Here is an 18053-nt window from a genome sequence, read left to right as displayed (position 1 = left end):
CTAATGCTCCTTAATAAAAGCGTAATGGGACGTTAATAGAGATGAAAGCAGTGGATCTCATTGCCATCTGCATTTTCGCATAGCGTATATCGCTGGCTATGACTAATCAATTAGTGAAAAATTTTTATTTAATCTGTTTTTGTAGATAAAATATTCCGTAGCGGCGCGTTTTTTGTACATTGTGGATTTTTACATGCTGATATGATTTATTTTTAATTAAATCAATTAGATATGCACGTATCTTTATTTTCACTAATGAAAGTTTGGGGGTGAGGTAACGCTATAAGCGTAGAGAGTTCGGTGTATGCAGTGACTGGGTCATTTTCAGCATTTTTTATGCCAGACAATGTACATTAACAGCAGAAAGCACCAGTGAGTGATGTTTATTTTTATTCGTATATATTGCATTTTTATTCGATTTGGTTTTATCAGGCTTGCGGAATTAGCGAGCAGAGAGCGCCGCTCTGTTCACCAATAACCGAAATTACTCATCAAATTGGCTAATATATAATCTTGAAATTATTCTGAGAGTTTCAGAAAATAACAGCTGAAATAATCTCGTGCAGGACTGTAAATAGATTAAATTTTGTGGAAATATAATAAGTGATCGCTTACACTACGCGACGAAATACTTTTTGTTTTGGCGTTAAAAGGTTTCCTTTATTATGTCCGTAATGTTACAAAGTCTAAATAACATTCGCACTCTCCGTGCGATGGCTCGCGAATTCTCCATTGACGTTCTTGAAGAAATGCTCGAAAAATTCAGGGTTGTCACTAAAGAAAGACGTGAAGAAGAAGAACAGCAGCAGCGTGAACTGGCAGAGCGCCAGGAAAAAATTAGTACCTGGCTGGAGCTGATGAAAGCTGACGGAATTAACCCGGAAGAGTTATTGGGTAATAGCTCTGCTGCTGCACCACGCGCTGGTAAAAAACGCCAGCCGCGTCCGGCAAAATATAAATTCACCGATGTTAACGGTGAAACTAAAACCTGGACCGGTCAGGGCCGTACACCGAAGCCAATCGCTCAGGCGCTGGCAGAAGGTAAATCTCTCGACGATTTCCTGATCTAATTACTGAGGCCGGATGTCGCTGCTATGGCGCGTCCGGCGTCGCTTCTCAAGCTTGTTGGTTCCACGGCATCTTATCTAACAACCTTGCCATCCCACAAAAACCGCTAATTCCTGCAAACAGTAACCCGGCACCAACAAAGCCACTTAATAAGAAGAAACCACTATTTACGGTATAACCCAGTACAACGCCGATTAATATTAAACCACCCGCGGCGATCTGCACCTGGCGCATTAACGGCAAGGGTTGAGACTTATTTACCGCAACTGGCAATCCTGCTTTTTTCCAGCCATCAATCCCATCTTCGAGTAAAAAGATTTCTGCGGGTGCGGCAATCGCTGCTAATTTATCGGCGTTATTACTGGTGCGTTTACCTGCCTGGCAGTGGAAGATAATTTGCTCACGACGTAATTTAGCCGGAAGACCTGACTGTTCGAGCACAGATAATGGAGCCAAATCTGCTTCAGGAATATGTTCACGAAGATATTCATCAGCATCACGAATATCGATTAACTTTGCGCCGCGTGCGATTAATTCTTGTGCATCATGCGGCGAAATGGTTGTCAAAGCCATAGTGACTCCTTACGGACAATAGACATTTTTCAGGGTGGCGATAATGGCATTTACCGCCTCATTTTTAATGGAATATAGAATGCGTTGGGCATCCCGTTGGCTGTCGATAAGCCCTTCGTCCCGCATACGAGCGAGATGCTGTGATGTTGCAGAGGCACTTAGTCCGGTAATGCGCGTCAGCTCTCCCGCACTGGTACCGGGGGAACCGCTAAGCATGCACAGAATCAGCAACCGTTTAGGGTGGCTCATTGCTTTCAATAAGGCCGCTGCCTGTTCGGCACTGGCCTGTAATTGCGCGAGTTCAGTCATAGTTATTTAAGTGTTTTCTAAATTAAGTAAACTCTAAACTAAAAATACAATATATGCCAGCATCAGCAGCGTAAATGAGAGTAAAAGCGTAAGCTGAAACTGGCAGGCTCCGCTAAAATTACTACGCTTAAGAGATAAAATCTCTTTTTAAACAATGAGTAATTTTCTTATAGGGAGTACATATGGGTTTCTGGAGAATCGTCATCACCATCATTCTGCCGCCGCTCGGCGTGCTGCTCGGTAAAGGGTTCGGTTGGGCGTTCATTATTAATATTCTGCTGACACTGCTTGGGTATATCCCCGGTTTGATTCACGCGTTCTGGGTGCAAACCCGCGATTAAACCTGTCCTCACCCCCGCGGCGTTAACGCGCCGCGTTCCTCTGCTACACTTTCTGAGTGTTTCCGTTAACGAATGAGGTAGCTATGGGTCTGTTCAATTTTGTGAAAGATGCCGGAGAAAAACTCTGGGACGCGGTTACAGGTCAGCACGATAAAGACGATCAGGCGAAGAAGGTGCAGGAGCATTTGAACAAAACCGGTATACCTGATGCCGATAAAGTGAATATTCAAATTGCCGACGGCAAAGCGACGGTCACTGGTGACGGCTTAAGTCAGGAGGCGAAGGAGAAAATCCTTGTTGCGGTGGGGAATATTTCCGGTATTGCCAGTGTCGATGATCAGGTGAAAACGGCGACACCAGCCACTGCCAGCCAGTTTTATACCGTTAAGTCTGGCGACACTCTGAGTGCCATTTCCAAACAGGTCTACGGTAATGCCAATCTGTACAATAAAATCTTCGAAGCGAATAAACCGATGCTAAAAAGCCCGGATAAAATTTACCCGGGGCAGGTGTTGCGTATTCCTGAAGAGTAGTTAATTGCCAGCCATTGCCTGCTGGATAATGGGAATTGGCGTCAGTAAATGCTGGCGCATTAACTCACTGGCGCGCGCGGTATCTCGCGCCAGTACCGCCGCAGTCAGGGTCTGGTGCTGATCGCGTTTATCCTCCAGCATTTCCACCGAAAGCACTGTTCGCCGCAGCCAGATAAATCGATAGCGCGCCGCCAGATCAAACAACCGTTCACGCATTTGCAGCAAATAGTGAGAACCACAGCCCGCCACAATTGCAGTATGAAACGCCTGATGACGCAGATCCCACTCATCAAGCATTTTCTCACTGGCGTCACAGGCCTCCAGCTTACTCAGCAGATGCGCTTTTGCGAGAACGTCTGCCTCCCATTCATCGCCACCGCGGGCAATCGCCAGACTGACCAGCATCGCTTCCATATTGGCGCGGGCGTCGAAAATATCGAGCAGCTCCTGCTCTGACATAGACGCCACCCGATACCCTTTTTGATTCACCACCGTGACCAGTCGTTCTGCTACCAGTTGCGAAAGCGCTTCCCGCAACGGCCCAACGCCAAGTGCATAACGCGATGTCAGCAAACTCATCCGTAATTTTTCATCCGGTTGAAAATTACCGCGAATAATATCGTTCTTCAGCCAGCGATAGCCATCCAGAGACGTAATGGTCATGGTGTGACTCCTGATCATTATTAGCGCGTATTATGAACGGGTGTTTTTTGCCACAATACCAGTTTTTTCCAGCGCGCCATAATCGGCACGGTACAGATTATCCCTATCGCTAATAAGCCGGTGGAGATGACCTCGAGTTGCTGTGCCGGGCGGAATAGCATCACTACCAACACAAAGGTAATAAAGCCGATTACCAGCCAGGTGAGCCACGGATAAAGCCACATTCGCAGGCGAATTTCGCTTCCTTCTGCTCGCAGGATTTTGCGCATCCGTAACTGTGAAACGGCGATGACTAAATAAACCAGCAGGGCGATAGCGCCGGAGCTGTCGATCAAAAATTTAAACACTTTCGCCGGTGCGTAATAGTTAACCACCACCGTTAAAAACGCCGCACCGGTCGAGAGTAATACCGCCACATACGGGGTTTTACTGCGGTTAATTTTGCCCATTACCGCGGGTGCATCACCGCGACGGCTTAAGGAGTAGAGCATCCTTGACGCGGTATACAGCGCCGAGTTCAGGCAACTGGTTACGGAAAGTAATATCACGCAGTCCATGATTAATTTCGCATGAGGAATATTGAGCAATTCCAGAACCGAGCGATAAGAACCCACGGCTTTCAGCCCCGGCATATTCCACGGAATTAATGCCACGACGACAAAAATAGAACACAAATAGAAAATAGAGATACGCCAGATAACCGAGTTGGTGGCGCGGACAATGTGTTTTTCCGGGGTGTCGGATTCCGCTGCGGCGATGGTGACAATTTCTGCGCCCATAAATGAGAACATGGTGATCAGCATCGCGCTTAATACTGCGCCGAAGCCGTTGGGCATAAAGCCGCCGCTATCCCATAATCTTGAAATACCGCTTACGTCGGCATACGGGTAAAAACCGCTAATCGCTACAGCGCCAAGGAATATAAACGCCAGAATGGCAATGACTTTGCACAGCGCCAGCCAGAATTCAAATTCGCCGTAGTTTTTAACGCTTAATAAATTACTGCCGGTTAAGGCGAGGGTAATGACGAGGGAAAATAACCAGATGGGAATGCCTGGAACCCACGAGTGCAGGATCATGGCGGCGATATTGGCTTCCAGCGGGATAACCAGTACCCAAAACCACCAGTACAGCCAGCCGATGGTATAGCCCGCCCAGCGACCAATGGCTTTGTCGGCATAGGTGGAAAAGGAGCCGGTATCGGGCGTGGCAACCGCCATTTCTGCCAGCATCCGCATAATCATAACTACCAGTAATCCGGCGAACAGATAGGCCAGTAATACCGCCGGGCCCGCTTCGGCGATGGCGACGCTGGAACCGACAAACAAACTTGCGCCGATAACACCGGCAATAGACAACATGGTGACGTGGCGTGATTTCAGCCCGCCGCCTAACTCATGTGGTTGCGATGATTGCCCCATCCTGAATCCTCTCGAAAGTGTGACACTTGGGAGAGCGGCCCGACATTTCCCGCGTCGGGTCACGCGTTTAATTGTTATTGGTTCTTTTTACCGGAGAGCGGCTCCGCCTTATCCGGCCGACATAGATTTATTCCTGTTCACGTACAGATTGTCGGATGCGGCGTAAACGCCTTATCCGACCTGGATTCTCGCAGGCCGGACAAGACGCAAAGCGTCGCCTCCGGCATGGGAGCGGTGCTACTGCTTCGCCTCATCAAAACACTGGCTGATAATTTCCAGACCCTGACGGATCTGAGCATCTTCAATAGTGAGCGGGACAAGGATGCGCAGCACGTTGTAATACGGGCCGCAGGAGAGAAGAATCAGGCCTTTATCGCGGGCGCGCGCCACGATGTCGGCGGTGAGTTTGGCGTCCGGTTTACTGTGTTCGCCTCCTTCAAACAGCTCGATAGCAATCATCGCCCCCAGCCCGCGAACGTCGCCGATCTCGGTATGTTTTTCGGCGATCGCCAATAATCCGTCTTTCAGCTTTTGCCCCAGGTCGTTGGCTTTTTGCAGCAGATTTTCCTGTTCAAACACCTTCAACACTTCCAGCGCCGCGACGCAGGCAATCGGGTTACCCGCATAGGTACCGCCCAGACCGCCTGGAGCGACGGCATCCATCACTTCGGCGCGCCCGGTGACGCCCGCCAGCGGGAAGCCGCCTGCGATCGATTTCGCAAAGGTGGTGAGATCCGGCGCGACGCCCATTTGCTCCATCGCAAACAGCGTGCCGGTACGTCCCGCGCCGCTTTGCACTTCATCGGCAATCAACATGATCCCGTGCTCGTCACACAGCGCGCGTAAACGCTGCATAAACGCAGGTGTCGCGGCGTAGAAACCGCCTTCACCCTGAACCGGCTCAATCACGATGGCGGCAATATCTTCCGGCGCCGCGTCATTTTTAAAAATTCGGTGAATACTTGCGATAGCGTCATCTTCACTGATCCCGTGGAGCGGGCAAGGATAAAGCGCGCGATAAACATGCCCTGGCATCAGGCCCATACCCGCAGAGTACGGATTCACCTTGCCGGTCAGCGCCAGCGTGTAGTGCGTACGCCCGTGATACGCGCCGCTAAAGGCGATGGTGCCGCTACGTTTGGTGGCGGCGCGGGCGATTTTCACCGCGTTTTCCACCGCTTCGGAACCAGTCGTCACCAGCAGCGTTTTTTTGGCGAAATCGCCCGGTACCTTCTGATTCATTATTTCGCACAGCGCCAGATATGGCTCATAAGCCAGCACCTGGAAGCAAGTGTGCGACAGTTTTTTCAACTGCGCTTCCACTGCCGCCACCACTTTCGGATGCAGGTGCCCGGTATTGAGCACCGCAATCCCGCCCGCGAAATCAAGATACTCACGGCCTTCAACGTCCCACACCCGGCAGTTTTCTGCGCGATCAGCGAAAATGGGGTGAATTTGCCCAACGCCACGGGGAATCGCCTGACTGCGGCGCTGCATTAACTCTTTATTGCTGCTCATTCGCGTTCTCCAGTTAAAGACCGATGCACATGTATTTGATTTCTAAATAATCTTCGATGCCATACTTCGAACCTTCACGACCCAGACCCGAGGCTTTTATGCCGCCGAACGGGGCCACTTCATTGGAAATAATGCCGGTATTGATACCGACGATGCCGTATTCCAGCGCCTCGCCCACGCGGAAGACGCGGCTTAAATCACGGGCGTAGAAATAGGCGGCAAGGCCAAACTCGGTGTCATTGGCCTGCGCAATCACATCGGCTTCATCTTTAAAACGGAACAGCGGGGCGAGGGGGCCGAACGTCTCTTCTTTCGACACTTTGGCGTTGGCCGGAACATCCACCAGAATGGTTGGCTGGAAGAAGTTGCCGCCGCGTTCATGCGCTTTACCGCCGCAAACCACGCGCGCGCCTTTCTCCAGCGCATCGGCGATATGCTCTTCCACTTTTGCTACCGCTTTTTCATCGATCAGTGGCCCAATGGTTACGCCTTTTTCCAGCCCATCACCGATGTGCAGTTTGCTCACCGCCTGCTGCAATTTTTCAGCAAAGCGGTCATACACGCCGTCCTGTACATACAGGCGGTTGGCGCAGACGCAGGTTTGCCCGGCGTTACGGAATTTCGAGGCCAGCGCACCTTCCACGGCTTTATCGAGATCGGCATCGTCAAAGACGATAAACGGTGCGTTGCCGCCCAGCTCCAGCGACACTTTTTTGATGTCTTTCGCGCACTGTTCCATTAACTGACGGCCAATTTCGGTCGAGCCGGTAAACGACAGCTTGCGCACCAGCGGGTTGCTGGTCAGTTCGTTACCGACCGCGCCCGCCGAACCGGTCACCACGTTAAATACGCCAGCCGGAATGCCCGCGCGAATCGCCAGCTCTGCCAGCGCCAGCGCAGAGAACGGCGTCTGACTGGCGGGCTTCAGCACCATCGTGCAGCCTGCCGCCAACGCCGGACCGGCTTTGCGGGTAATCATCGCCGCCGGGAAGTTCCACGGCGTGATAGCGGCGGTAACGCCAATCGGCTGCTTGATAACAATCAGGCGTTTATCGGCCTGATGACCGGGAATGGTGTCGCCATAAATACGCTTGCCTTCTTCGGCAAACCACTCAATAAATGAGGCGGCGTAGCTGATTTCGCCTTTCGCCTCCGCCAGCGGTTTTCCCTGTTCGAGGGTCATCAGGCGCGCTAAATCGTCCTGATGCTCCATCATCAAATTGAACCAGTTACGCAGAATGTTGGCGCGTTCTTTGGCGGTAAGGGCACGCCAGGCGGGCAGGGCGCGGTTGGCGGCGTCGATAGCGGCGCGGGTTTCATCTGCGCCCATTTTGGGTACGCTACCCAGCTTGTCGCCGTTTGCCGGATTAGTGACCTCGATGACTTCGCCATTGTTGGCGTCCAGCCATTCCCCGTTAATTAACGCCTGCTGGCGGAATAAGTTACTGTCGTTCAGTTTCATCGCTACATCCTGTTTTTCAAAGGTTATTGATTAAAGGCGGCGTGTAAGGCATCCACACTACGTGCCGCTCGCAGCGTGCGTCCGGGGTTACTCTGGCTTGCCAACAGCGTTTGTACCTTGCTGACAATATGCGCACCAATAGGAATTGCTGATGTCGCTGCCGGGGAGGGCGCATTGCAGGTGTGGATCGTGCGCGGGGTGGTGACAAACAGAAAATCGTCAATCAGCTTGCCGTCCGGCGATACTGCCTGCGCACGCACACCGGCGGGCCAGGGCTGGAGATCGCTTAACGAAAGCCCGGGACAATACTTTTGCACCAGCCGCAGATAGCCGCTTTTGCACAGCGAGTTTTTCATCTCGCCCAGTCCTGAGCGTAGATGGTTTTGCAGCACCCGGCGAATCCCCGACGAGCCCAAAATCTCCAGCGTGTCGCTAAATGAGAAGTCGCGCTTGCGATAGCCTTCGCGTTTGAACGCCAGCACCGCGTTTGGCCCGACGGTCACGCTGCCGTCGATCATACGAGTGAGATGAACGCCCAAAAACGGCATTGCCGGGTCGGGGATGGGGTAAATCAGGTGGTTAACAATCTGGTTATGCGCCGGGGCAAGGCGGAAATATTCACCGCGGAACGGGCAAATGATAAAGCCCGGTTCGAGGCCGAGCATTTTCACCAGCCGGTCAGCCATCAGCCCGGAACAGCTAATCAGCGTCGATGCCTCATACTCGCCTCCCTGACGGGTCCCTATCACCACGCCGTTTTTATGCTCACTGAGGGCGCTGACTTCGGCGTTATAAATAATCTCACCGCCTCTGGCCTGGAAGATTTTTGCCATTGCCGCTGTCACTTCGCGGTAGCTGACAATACCGCTGGACGGCACAAAAATACCGCCAAGCCCGGTGATATTCGGTTCGCGTTCGCGTAGCTCCTCGGCGTTTAACCACTCGCGCTCAATACCGTTCGCCGCTGTGCGTTCCCATAAAGCGCGCATCCGTTCCATTTCGAGTTCAGACGTGGCGACCAGCATCTTGCCGCAGTTGTCGTAGCGAATGCCGTTTTGATCGCAAAAGGCTTTAGTGGCGCGGTTTCCCGCCAGGCAAAACTGCGCCTTCAGGCTGCCGGGCGTGTAATAGACCCCAGCATGGATCACGCCGCTGTTGTGGCCCGTCTGGTGACAGGCCGGGCCGGACTCTTTTTCCAGCAACGCAATGCGGGCGTCCGGATAGACATCAATCAGTTGCATGGCGGTCGACATGCCAATGATGCCGCCGCCAATAATCACAAAATCATACATCCGCTCGATTCCTTTGCGCTTACTGATGCGTCTGGTAGTGGTGAGTGGCGTAAGCGAAATAGCCGCGCTGGCGCATCAGTTCGCGACGCAGATCCGGATGCGGAGTAAAGCGGTCGCGTCCATGTAGCCAGAACAGATTGTTTATCAAAAGGAATTTGCCAACGGGAACGGGTACAGACAAAATGCCTTTGCTGGTTTCAATGGCGTCTGAAAGCTCGCTCAACCACACGCCTTCCTCGAAATCCTTCGGCTGAACGAACTGGTCGATATAGCGCATCACCGGGCGGCCCTGCTGGTCGACGTCGAACACCGGATGGAAGACATCTTTGCTGACGTTTTTGCTCGGCGGCGCAGCAAAGCGCATCGGACGGCGCGCCAGCGGATGGCGGAAATAGTGCTCCAGATGTTCCCAGTCATCGAGATGCAGCAGCAGCGAGTTGCCGCCCTGCATGTTTTGCTCGTCGATTTTCATCATCAGCACGTAATCAGTGATTTCTTCGACGTATGTGCCGTCGTTGTGCAGCTCCATCACACGATGCGGCTGACGCAGATAGCTGTCTGAGTTATCGACATTTTTCACCACAAAACGCGCGTAATACTGACCACTCATGGCGTCGAAATTTGAGCGACCAATCAGATGCGCCACCGCCGTTGCCAGCTTCACCATCTCATCTGCCTGCGCGACATCATCGACACCTACCGCATTAATTAACAGCGCACCTTCAGCACGGTTTAGCAGCGTCTTCAACAGCAACGGTTGCAGCTGATTCGCACACAAATCATCAAGAATTTTGCCTACCCGAAAACGCAGAAACGATTTGTACTCCAGCGCCTGCACGGGCCATTCGGCAACCTGCTCGAGAAACTGTTTGGTCGTCTGTTCGGTGAAGGTGAGTTCCAGCAGACGCGGGGATTGCGCCGACGGGATGAGAGTGAATCCGCTATAGTCCTGGCCTGAATCGACAGCGTTATTTTGTACGGCGGTCAGTGCATTCATCAGAAGCGATCCTCTTATGAGATGTAGGGTGACATGGCGATGCTCATTTCGTAGCCATAATCTAAAAATATCTACATTTCTGAAAAATGCGCACAAAAGCGACATATTGTTTTCTTATTGTGATCAAAAGCAACAAATTAGTAACATTTAATGTGGGGTATTAAGGCAAAGGAGACAGGAAATGAATAACTAAAGCAACAGGTTAGGGAGAGCTACCATCAGAGAACAGATTATCTGGTCGATAAAAAACAGTAAATGGCTTCACTGCAAAATGACCGTTAGTAAACTAAACATATCATCTGCCCCGTTTTAGCGGGGCAGATATAACATTAAATTACAAATAGAAATAGTTCGGCGGTTCTCCTGTTTTCCCTAAAAGAAGAGCGCTGCGCCCAGGAATATTGATATTTAGAGCTCCGCCTCTAAGCGTAAATACTTTACCAGGGGGAATACTTTTGCGTGTATTATTATTATTAATGGTAACGCTATTACTCCCCATGTTTTTATATATTCCTGGTTGCAATTTGTTAGGCCAGGTACCTTCAACTTCTTCGTTTCCTTTATTTATTATAACTAGTCCATCATGAGGAGAGTGATTAATGTTCACAGAATCCCCACGACTAAAGGCCAGAACATTTTTAGTTGCAAATACACCCTCAAATGCGCTCCATATTCCTTCTTTATCTATATATAATGCGTGGAATTCGTTGTAGAGCTGCTGATAGGTAGAGCAACCTTTATTAAGCCACGCCTCACCGCCGACACGAGTGGACCCATCATCATTTTTAATCTCAGTCGTTGATTTTAATACCTGACCATCCCAGTAAACTAAAGGCCTGCTGAACGGGAGAGCGGCCATATATGCCATTGCTAATTGTTCATCTTGCTGATGGTTAAATAAAAAGTCATTGAAAAGATTACCATTGTTAGGGAAATCGTGGTTGATGTTAATCAATATCCGTCTTTCTGATGGGATGCTTGAGATTGCGGAACCCGGTTTTGATGCAAGGGTTTGGAGATCTCCACCGAATGAAAAGGCTTTTATCGTCTTCATGAGCAATGAAAAATCAATGGCGCTTAAATCATCTCTTTCATAAAGCAGCGATGACATTTGTTGTTCATCTAACGGACAAGTTACCAGGTATTCCATGTAATTCATAACAGCTTTTTTTTGATATTTTGGATTAAATAAATTTGTATTGTGCAACCGCTCATTATAATTTTTAAGCGGTGGGGTTATCGACCTCTCTATTTGTTCATGTTTTGAGTGTTTTGCTGCATCATAACGTAAACCTCGTACGCCATATTTTCGCATTTCACGAACGTATTGATTTTGCAACATAATAACCTGGTCACTTTTGGGTGTTGTTTTAGGCATTCCATTTAAACGCTTTTCTTTTAATGCATGGAGGTTTTCCCATTCATCCTTAGAAATATTATCTTTACTTGCTTCGAAGTCTTTTGCAGTGAGATGTATATCTTCTGGATGGATTTGGTCACGTTCTTTTGTTACTGGATCTATAATAAAGGGAATCAAGACCTGACCTTGCCAATAGCCAGGGATACCACTTTCTATATCTTTACTAATCTTCGCTCGTATATCGGCAGAGGGATAATCCAGATCATTTTTACCACTTCCTCCGATCCCCATAAAGTTAAATGTATAATCAGGAATGATATCGATGCCAAATTTTTTGGCATCTTTAACCAATGCGATAAAATCCTGCAAATCTCCCATTGGATTATGGATGGTACAAAGATCTTCGGGTTGATAAGCGTGATACCAGTAACCTTTTTCTTCTTCAGGTGTTTCTGGTCCGTCGGCGCGGAAAGTTGTTACGGGAGGGATTTGTATATAACCATAATGGCAACGTGCAAACTCGGCCATATTTTTCCTGATTTGCTGGTAGGTGGCATTAAAAGCATGAAGAATCGCCTCGCCAGGTTTTTTGGGTGTGATGATTTCACATTGTGATTTCTGATCAGCAGTAAGAGATTTACGCTCAAGTGTTTGCCGTAGATGTTCTGGATTGATTAATATTTTAAATGTTTCTTGCTGGCCGGAAGGTGACGTTACGTTAATATTATATACATCAGCTGCCAGTTCATAGTCAGGAATGTTAATAGCATATGCAACATACTTATCTTTTGGAGACGGTTTGTCAGATATAATGTGAGTGAAATGTTCAGCTGGACCATACTGATGAACACCGCTGTTATCACCTCTTTCAATCATTGTATCTCGTTGATAAACCCATGTTTTTCCTTCTCCTATCCTGTCTGGCGCTGTAATGCTACGCTGTGCTGCTTTATTCAGCTCTCGGAAAGTTGTATCTGGATAAAGGGAAATTTTATAATTGTTTTTTAACAGATCATTAATAACTGTTTCTGCGTGAAAAGTTGATATAATTTCTCTGTCTTTTAATTCCTGAGGATAAACTCCACAAGAATTAATAATATTTGTTATACGGTTTAGATATTCTAATGTATTTAATTTGGAATTTAGATCCCCGTCAGTAATGTTCCATGATAACAATGTGGGGTTGTCGATAGGTAAATTTCTTGGTCCTGGTTTTATAGAAAACATAATAAAGTTCCTCTAATGGTAGAGTAATATGGTGTATACGGAAACATAAAAATGTTTAATTGTTGTGAAAGTAATTGCAAACAGATGTCCTACTTTTATCCAATATTTATATGGAAAAGGATAATGCTTAAATCTGTTTTTTTAATTATCGATGTGGTCTGGAGAGGCAACTGTCAAAAATCGCTCATACGAAACTAATGATTAGCAGAATAAGATCTATGAAAGAATATATTGCTATATGAAGTTTATTTTTATGGGGTGAAAAGTAACAGATATCATAATGATGCGAAAACTCTTCAGCTAATGTAATAAAGTTATATTATTAGATACAAAATCATTACAAACTATCATTGAATCGATGATAACTATAGATTGTGCTAAGTATTAGCATTTGCTTGTTGACTGAGAGTATCGACTTTGTGAATGGAAGCGGTGTCGGGTTTTATGTCGCAGGTAATGACGACCCAGGATGAATGAGAACGCATAAAAATCTGTTATTTACATCATAAGATCATCATGTTTATTGCGTGGTTTATAAGTATTGTTATTGCATACTCAAGGCCCTTTAGCTCAGTGGTTAGAGCAGGCGACTCATAATCGCTTGGTCGTTGGTTCAAACCCAACAGGGGCCACCATATCTATCAAGGGGTTACGTTAACAGCGTGACCCCTTCGTTTTTTCTAGGATACCTATAGGATACCGTGACAGAGTATAAGCAGGTATAAAAACAACAAGTTACGCAACATCATACCTGTCATGAAACTTTAACTATCCGACATGATAGCTGGTCGATGATCACGGATAATCCGTTATGTGGATCCCCATATCGGCATCAGGCCCACCAGCGTGAAGCGTTTTTCATTTTTCGCGGGTATAAAAAATCGATGGGGCTGGCAGTCCGGAAGACGTCAGGGTACAGAGATTTGACCCGCCCCTCCCTGTGCATGGGCACAATAAGTAACCGAAGGCGGAATTCCGCCCTCGGTACTCACATATGAGAAACGATATTTCTTCCTCTGATACCCAAAATATGGGTATCACAAGTAACCCCCAAAATCTGGGTGTTGCTCTTACTACCCAAACTACGGGTAGTTTCCGTAATTTCATGGTCGAGTTGCAGATCTGCAACTCACCCACCAGCCAACGCAATTTTGCGTTATCGGGAATATCAGCAAGTTACCGCCGCAGCCGTTCCGGCTTCTTCCACTGGTAAGTATTTTTCGCGCTCTCCCTCCGTTGTTGAGAACGGCGACGGTATGCCAGCAACTCAAGGACTCTGGTTCGTATGTTGCACATATCCACGCCGTTAAGCTCAATACCATCACGGCGCATCACCTCAGCAACAACACGCGCGTAATTTTCGGCTATCACGCTGTCCGGCTGCGTGGCCTCCTGTTCGCCAGCCTGCTGGCTGATTCCGGTAATACTGCGGATTATCCCGAGCGCTTCGGTCTCGGTCATGGTCATGGTCATGGCCTCCATAGTGATGGCGGGTCCTCCTTGTGGGGTGCCCTGCCACGGGGCGGGAGCATCGCGGAAAAAGGCTAGTTTTTGCATTTTTATTCGTCATCACCACCAATGCAATATATTGATATGACTTGATGTTTTATTTTTCGGTGTCGATTTCGATTGTTTTTTGTTCATCACTGACGCATAACGCCCACCAGCGCAACGCTGAAAGCCAGTCAGTAAACTGGCTTCGGTCATTGTGCACTACGTTACTTGTCTTTATCCGGCTGAAACTTATCAGGCACATTTCCGGTAGTTTCCATCAGATAATCGGACAGCATTCGCGGGATGTTTTCATCAAGTTTTGTGCATGCGTTACAGGCTCTGACAACTTCTTTTTTCAGGCCATCCAGCATGACGGGGGTCATCTGTGGGAAGCTCCTTTGCATAGTAAGCGGGAGGCTGTCCATGATTGATGAAATCTGACTCGCCAGTTTTGAAAGCGCGTACATGCAAAACTCTGTATCAATCACGTCACCGCGATCGCGCTCGTTTTTAAGTTCCTGCGCCTCCGCCTGTGCTGTCAGTAATCTGATCCTGACTCGTAAGAGTTCATCATCATCAATCTCGCCTTTGTCGTTTGTAAGCTGGCTAATTGCATTGTTAACCCTATTGTCTATCACGCTGGCAACATCATAAAACGCCTCACGGCCTTTACGTTCAACGGGAGTCACTCCCCACTTGTCGAATGCTGTAGCACTTACCCGGCAGCTTTGCGCCATGGTTTTTTTGTTCATCAGGTGCGATTTCATCAATATCCCAACTTGGTCAAGGTTTCAGGTTGGTGTGTTGGTGTTATCTTTCCCTTTTTATTCATGGAGATAGAGCAAACAACAAAACCACCACCACCACCCTGAAAAAGCTCATAAATAGCGAAAAACCGCGAGGTCGCCGCCCCGTAGCCTACCGGATCGCCGGAAAGGACCCGCCAGCCAGAACGGGCCCTAATTTCATCAACCAATCAACTTATAGCGACCATCCCGTGCATTGCGACGTACACGCTCAATCTTGAGGCATAGCGCCGCATCTGGCTTTTTTGGGACAGGTACGCGGCAATATTCAGAAGCTCGAGGAATATTGTTTATCCAGTCGATCACTTCACTTAAATACCAGGCCTTACGCCCTTCCGTAACCTGTACGCGCTCGGGGAACTCTCCGCGAGCCTCAAGGTTTAGCAATGTGCGACGGCTAAGGGTAGTAAGTTCCATCACCTGATTCATATCAACAAGGCGTTCACTTAAACGCATTTTGTCAGCAATAGCCTTTAATTCCTCTACTGCTGGATCCGGATACATCATTTCGGCAATTGGCTTAAGGTCATTGTAATGATTCTGCATTGTATCCCCCTTTACACACGAGCCAGCGGCTGAACAGAAATACCTGAGCCAACAAACGCGGCAACCTTTGCCGACAGTTCTTTTACAGACTCAGGCCAGTTCAGAGCATCAACATTTAAAACACCTGTCTTATAAACCTGTGCCTGTGTTTTTTTCGCTGTGTCGATTTGTACAGCGGAAACATAAACCGCTTTGCCTGCGCTCGTTCCATCCCATACCACTAGCGCACCAGTTGCATCTTCCTGCATCAGTGGCGTAAACGCAGGTATTACCCCTTTATTGGCTGAAAATATCCCCAGCGTAGTAACCAGTGCTTCAGTGCCAGACATGAGTTCAGTGTAATGAGTAGCCATTGCTCCCCCTTAGCCAATGCGAACGGTAACAAAACGATTGATGCGGGCCGGTATTGGCTGTGGTGCTGAATGTGTCTGCACATATTCAATAGCCGGATCACCAGGCACAATATAGTTTTTCGGTGCAAGTTCGGCTTTAGTCAGCCCCATCCGAATTAGCTCCGGATCCTGAATACCGCCATAAGCGACAATCCCCTGAAGAGCCGTATTGCCAAGCACCATCAAATCAGGATCAAGGAAATATTTTTCAGTTCCGTCCTCGTCGGTATAACGCCCGCTGTAAACAACAATCGCAACATCGCCCATATACCCTTTAAAACTCACCGAATCACCAAGGTCTTTAAGGGCCGTTTCCAGTTCGGAATTAGAACCTCGACGGGTATCCAGAGCCTCTTTTACAGCTCTGAATGAGCGGTATTTTTTCCATACATTGCCGCCCATAATAATGATATTAGTGACTCCCTCACTAAATTCTGCGTAGCTCTCAATATCATCATTTGGATCAAAAGATCCTTTATCCTTACCTGACCACTCAGCACCGCCAGACTGAGTGATGATATTTTGTGGTTTAATATTCCAGTCCAGTTCATAACGTTCAATACCATCGCCCTCAATGATATTTTTCCCCGTTGTGATTGCCTGAACAGCAAGCCATTCAATACGTGCACGTATAGCTTTAGCCTGATTTACAATCGCCTGTTTAACTTTAATATTACGCGCCCCAAAAGCATTGTATTGTTCAGGTGATACACCAGCAGGGCGCACAGCTAACTTATTTGGATCAATGCTGCTTTTCGGTTTCATATAGCCAGGGCGAATTGTTTTTGATTCGTATCCCTCATCTCGTGAAACTTTACTGCCCACCATAGGAGAGCAAAACGCCGCGATCGGGATATTTGGATCGTCGATCGTATCAAGAATAATGTCTCTCGATTCAAACATTACCGAGCGAGTGAAAAACAAACTGGTAAACAACGCATTTAATTTTTTTTGCACATCTTCAGCATTAGCCACCTGCACAAGCTGTGTAGGCGAATATAAATCAACCATACTCATCCTCTTTACATTCATTACAAATAATTGTGAATATATTCTATTACCGATGTCTGCTATGCGAATACATGCAACCAAGTGCAATGTTGTATAAAATCTGCCGTGACAACTTCAGTGCTGATAATTCGTGTTAATGTATTTACTTCCTTTGGTCGGGATTTATGTAGCATGCCGGAAAATCTATTTTCTTCCGGCATTTTTTTATTTGCAGAATTTAAAACGGTATATTATCGCCGTACGGATCATCATTCCCCGACTGTTGTTTTGCCCTGTTCAGTGCGTCAGTAGCCTGGCCCTGTTGACCTTTTTTGCCGCCCGGTCGCGCCGTTCTGGCACTGATTACACTGTCTGCGATAACCTGCCAGCCCTGCCGCGTTTCGCCGTTCTGGCCTGTCCACTGGCTTACCTGCATGTTACCCGCCACGCTCACCAGTTCGCCTTTGTGGTGTTTTGCCAGTGCGTCGGCCTGTCTGCCAAACGCCAGGACGGATAACCACATCGTCGCCGTTCCGTCATCTGCCTGGCTGCACGGAAGTGGGACCGCCATACTCGCCATCGTCATTTGTGTACCCTTGCTGGTGGTCTTTAACTGCGGGTCAGCCACCAGCCGCCCGTAAGCCGCTATCTGTGCTGTCATGCTGTCTGCTCTCCGGTTTTAACGTTGATGGTTGTCACCTGTTCCGCTTCGGCAATCTCCCGTTCTGTCAGCGTGGCAAAGTTTGCAGCTGCCGTTGTCATGAATGAGCTAATCAGTTCGGGATGTGCTTTCGCATATCCTTCCCCGGCGTTGCGGTCGATGATTTTTATCGACACCCTTAACCAGTGTTCCGTCAAATCAAGGGCGTGCGATTGTGATTTTTTTGTGTGCTTCGCTGTCATAGGCTTTATCTCACAGCAGTAAATTAAAATTTTTGCGTTTTAACCCTTCACCTGTTCACCTTTTGATATTTTATCTTTTAATTCATAATGTTAAGGGGTGAACAGTTTCACAAAAACTATTCACCAACTGTTCACCACTGTTCACCCTTGAAGCTCAA

General features: G+C 48.2%; 19 protein-coding genes and 1 tRNA gene. 4 read left to right on the top strand and 16 right to left on the bottom strand.

All coding sequences use genetic code 11. From position 1 onward, the window contains the following. The first annotated feature begins 665 nt into the window (after positions 1–665). A complete protein-coding gene (gene stpA / locus QUE74_RS17560) occupies positions 666–1070 on the top strand; it encodes a DNA-binding protein StpA (protein WP_000115383.1) in 405 nt (134 codons plus the stop codon). 46 nt (positions 1071–1116) lie between these two features. On the opposite strand, the gene ygaP is transcribed toward stpA, so the two are convergent. Together ygaP and QUE74_RS17550 are read right to left on the bottom strand one after the other, a co-directional pair. Then, complete coding sequence (gene ygaP / locus QUE74_RS17555; RefSeq protein ID WP_001229453.1) at positions 1117–1641, bottom strand: thiosulfate sulfurtransferase YgaP; 525 nt, start codon at positions 1639–1641, stop codon at positions 1117–1119. Between the two features lie 9 nt (positions 1642–1650). Continuing rightward, the gene (locus QUE74_RS17550) at positions 1651–1950 is read right to left on the bottom strand and encodes an ArsR/SmtB family transcription factor (RefSeq protein WP_000137280.1); all 300 of its coding nucleotides are present in this window, start codon (positions 1948–1950) and stop codon (positions 1651–1653) included. Between the two features lie 182 nt (positions 1951–2132). Between QUE74_RS17550 and QUE74_RS17545 the strand changes: the two genes are divergently transcribed. Further along, the gene (locus tag QUE74_RS17545) at positions 2133–2291 is read left to right on the top strand and encodes a YqaE/Pmp3 family membrane protein (protein WP_000508177.1); all 159 of its coding nucleotides are present in this window, start codon (positions 2133–2135) and stop codon (positions 2289–2291) included. Positions 2292–2374: 83 nt separating this feature from the next. Next, positions 2375–2824, top strand: a complete 450-nt coding sequence (kbp, locus tag QUE74_RS17540; protein WP_000522415.1) for a potassium binding protein Kbp — start codon at positions 2375–2377, stop codon at positions 2822–2824. Here the strand turns inward: kbp and csiR are convergent, their stop codons facing one another. From csiR to QUE74_RS17505, 7 genes are all read right to left on the bottom strand, one after another. Next, entirely contained in the window at positions 2825–3487 is a 663-nt protein-coding gene (csiR, locus tag QUE74_RS17535; RefSeq protein ID WP_000156814.1) for a DNA-binding transcriptional regulator CsiR, read from the bottom strand. A 20-nt stretch (positions 3488–3507) separates the two neighbouring features. Beyond that, positions 3508–4908: a GABA permease gene (gene gabP, locus QUE74_RS17530; RefSeq protein ID WP_001301367.1), complete on the bottom strand. Its 1401-nt coding sequence runs from the start codon at positions 4906–4908 to the stop codon at positions 3508–3510. A 237-nt stretch (positions 4909–5145) separates the two neighbouring features. Further along, complete coding sequence (gene gabT / locus QUE74_RS17525) at positions 5146–6426, bottom strand: 4-aminobutyrate--2-oxoglutarate transaminase (protein WP_000097635.1); 1281 nt, start codon at positions 6424–6426, stop codon at positions 5146–5148. A 13-nt stretch (positions 6427–6439) separates the two neighbouring features. Then, positions 6440–7888, bottom strand: coding sequence for an NADP-dependent succinate-semialdehyde dehydrogenase (gene gabD, locus QUE74_RS17520; protein ID WP_000772890.1), 1449 nt, complete (start codon positions 7886–7888; stop codon positions 6440–6442). A gap of 23 nt (positions 7889–7911) precedes the next feature. Next, a complete protein-coding gene (lhgD, locus tag QUE74_RS17515) occupies positions 7912–9180 on the bottom strand; it encodes an L-2-hydroxyglutarate dehydrogenase (RefSeq protein ID WP_000271975.1) in 1269 nt (422 codons plus the stop codon). A gap of 19 nt (positions 9181–9199) precedes the next feature. Continuing rightward, on the bottom strand, positions 9200–10177 hold the full coding sequence (glaH, locus tag QUE74_RS17510) for a glutarate dioxygenase GlaH (protein WP_000993113.1): 978 nt from the start codon (positions 10175–10177) through the stop codon (positions 9200–9202). Between the two features lie 334 nt (positions 10178–10511). Beyond that, positions 10512–12764, bottom strand: a complete 2253-nt coding sequence (locus tag QUE74_RS17505) for an alpha amylase C-terminal domain-containing protein (protein ID WP_000491443.1) — start codon at positions 12762–12764, stop codon at positions 10512–10514. A 559-nt stretch (positions 12765–13323) separates the two neighbouring features. Between QUE74_RS17505 and QUE74_RS17500 the strand changes: the two genes are divergently transcribed. Next, positions 13324–13399: transfer RNA gene (locus QUE74_RS17500), tRNA-Ile, on the top strand. Positions 13400–13940: 541 nt separating this feature from the next. On the opposite strand, the gene QUE74_RS17495 is transcribed toward QUE74_RS17500, so the two are convergent. From QUE74_RS17495 to QUE74_RS17465, 7 genes are all read right to left on the bottom strand, one after another. Then, a complete protein-coding gene (locus QUE74_RS17495) occupies positions 13941–14225 on the bottom strand; it encodes a hypothetical protein (protein ID WP_024212232.1) in 285 nt (94 codons plus the stop codon). Positions 14226–14482: 257 nt separating this feature from the next. Then, positions 14483–15025, bottom strand: coding sequence for a terminase small subunit (locus QUE74_RS17490; protein ID WP_000835287.1), 543 nt, complete (start codon positions 15023–15025; stop codon positions 14483–14485). A gap of 201 nt (positions 15026–15226) precedes the next feature. After that, positions 15227–15610: a helix-turn-helix transcriptional regulator gene (locus tag QUE74_RS17485; RefSeq protein WP_001179421.1), complete on the bottom strand. Its 384-nt coding sequence runs from the start codon at positions 15608–15610 to the stop codon at positions 15227–15229. Positions 15611–15621: 11 nt separating this feature from the next. After that, complete coding sequence (locus QUE74_RS17480) at positions 15622–15963, bottom strand: head decoration protein (protein ID WP_000190777.1); 342 nt, start codon at positions 15961–15963, stop codon at positions 15622–15624. 9 nt (positions 15964–15972) lie between these two features. After that, on the bottom strand, positions 15973–17013 hold the full coding sequence (locus QUE74_RS17475) for a major capsid protein (RefSeq protein WP_000228105.1): 1041 nt from the start codon (positions 17011–17013) through the stop codon (positions 15973–15975). Between the two features lie 217 nt (positions 17014–17230). After that, the gene (locus tag QUE74_RS17470) at positions 17231–17653 is read right to left on the bottom strand and encodes a single-stranded DNA-binding protein (RefSeq protein ID WP_000126656.1); all 423 of its coding nucleotides are present in this window, start codon (positions 17651–17653) and stop codon (positions 17231–17233) included. Continuing rightward, positions 17650–17895: a hypothetical protein gene (locus tag QUE74_RS17465; RefSeq protein WP_000125509.1), complete on the bottom strand. Its 246-nt coding sequence runs from the start codon at positions 17893–17895 to the stop codon at positions 17650–17652. Before QUE74_RS17465 ends, QUE74_RS17470 begins: the two co-directional genes overlap by 4 nt. Positions 17896–18053 lie beyond the last annotated feature (158 nt).

The organism is Escherichia sp. 10290 (assembly GCF_030295155.1).
GTDB classification, from domain to species: Bacteria; Pseudomonadota; Gammaproteobacteria; order Enterobacterales; family Enterobacteriaceae; genus Escherichia; species Escherichia coli_F.
The sequence above is the reverse complement of the archived record's forward strand: the minus strand, read 5'-3'. Positions and strand labels throughout refer to the sequence as shown.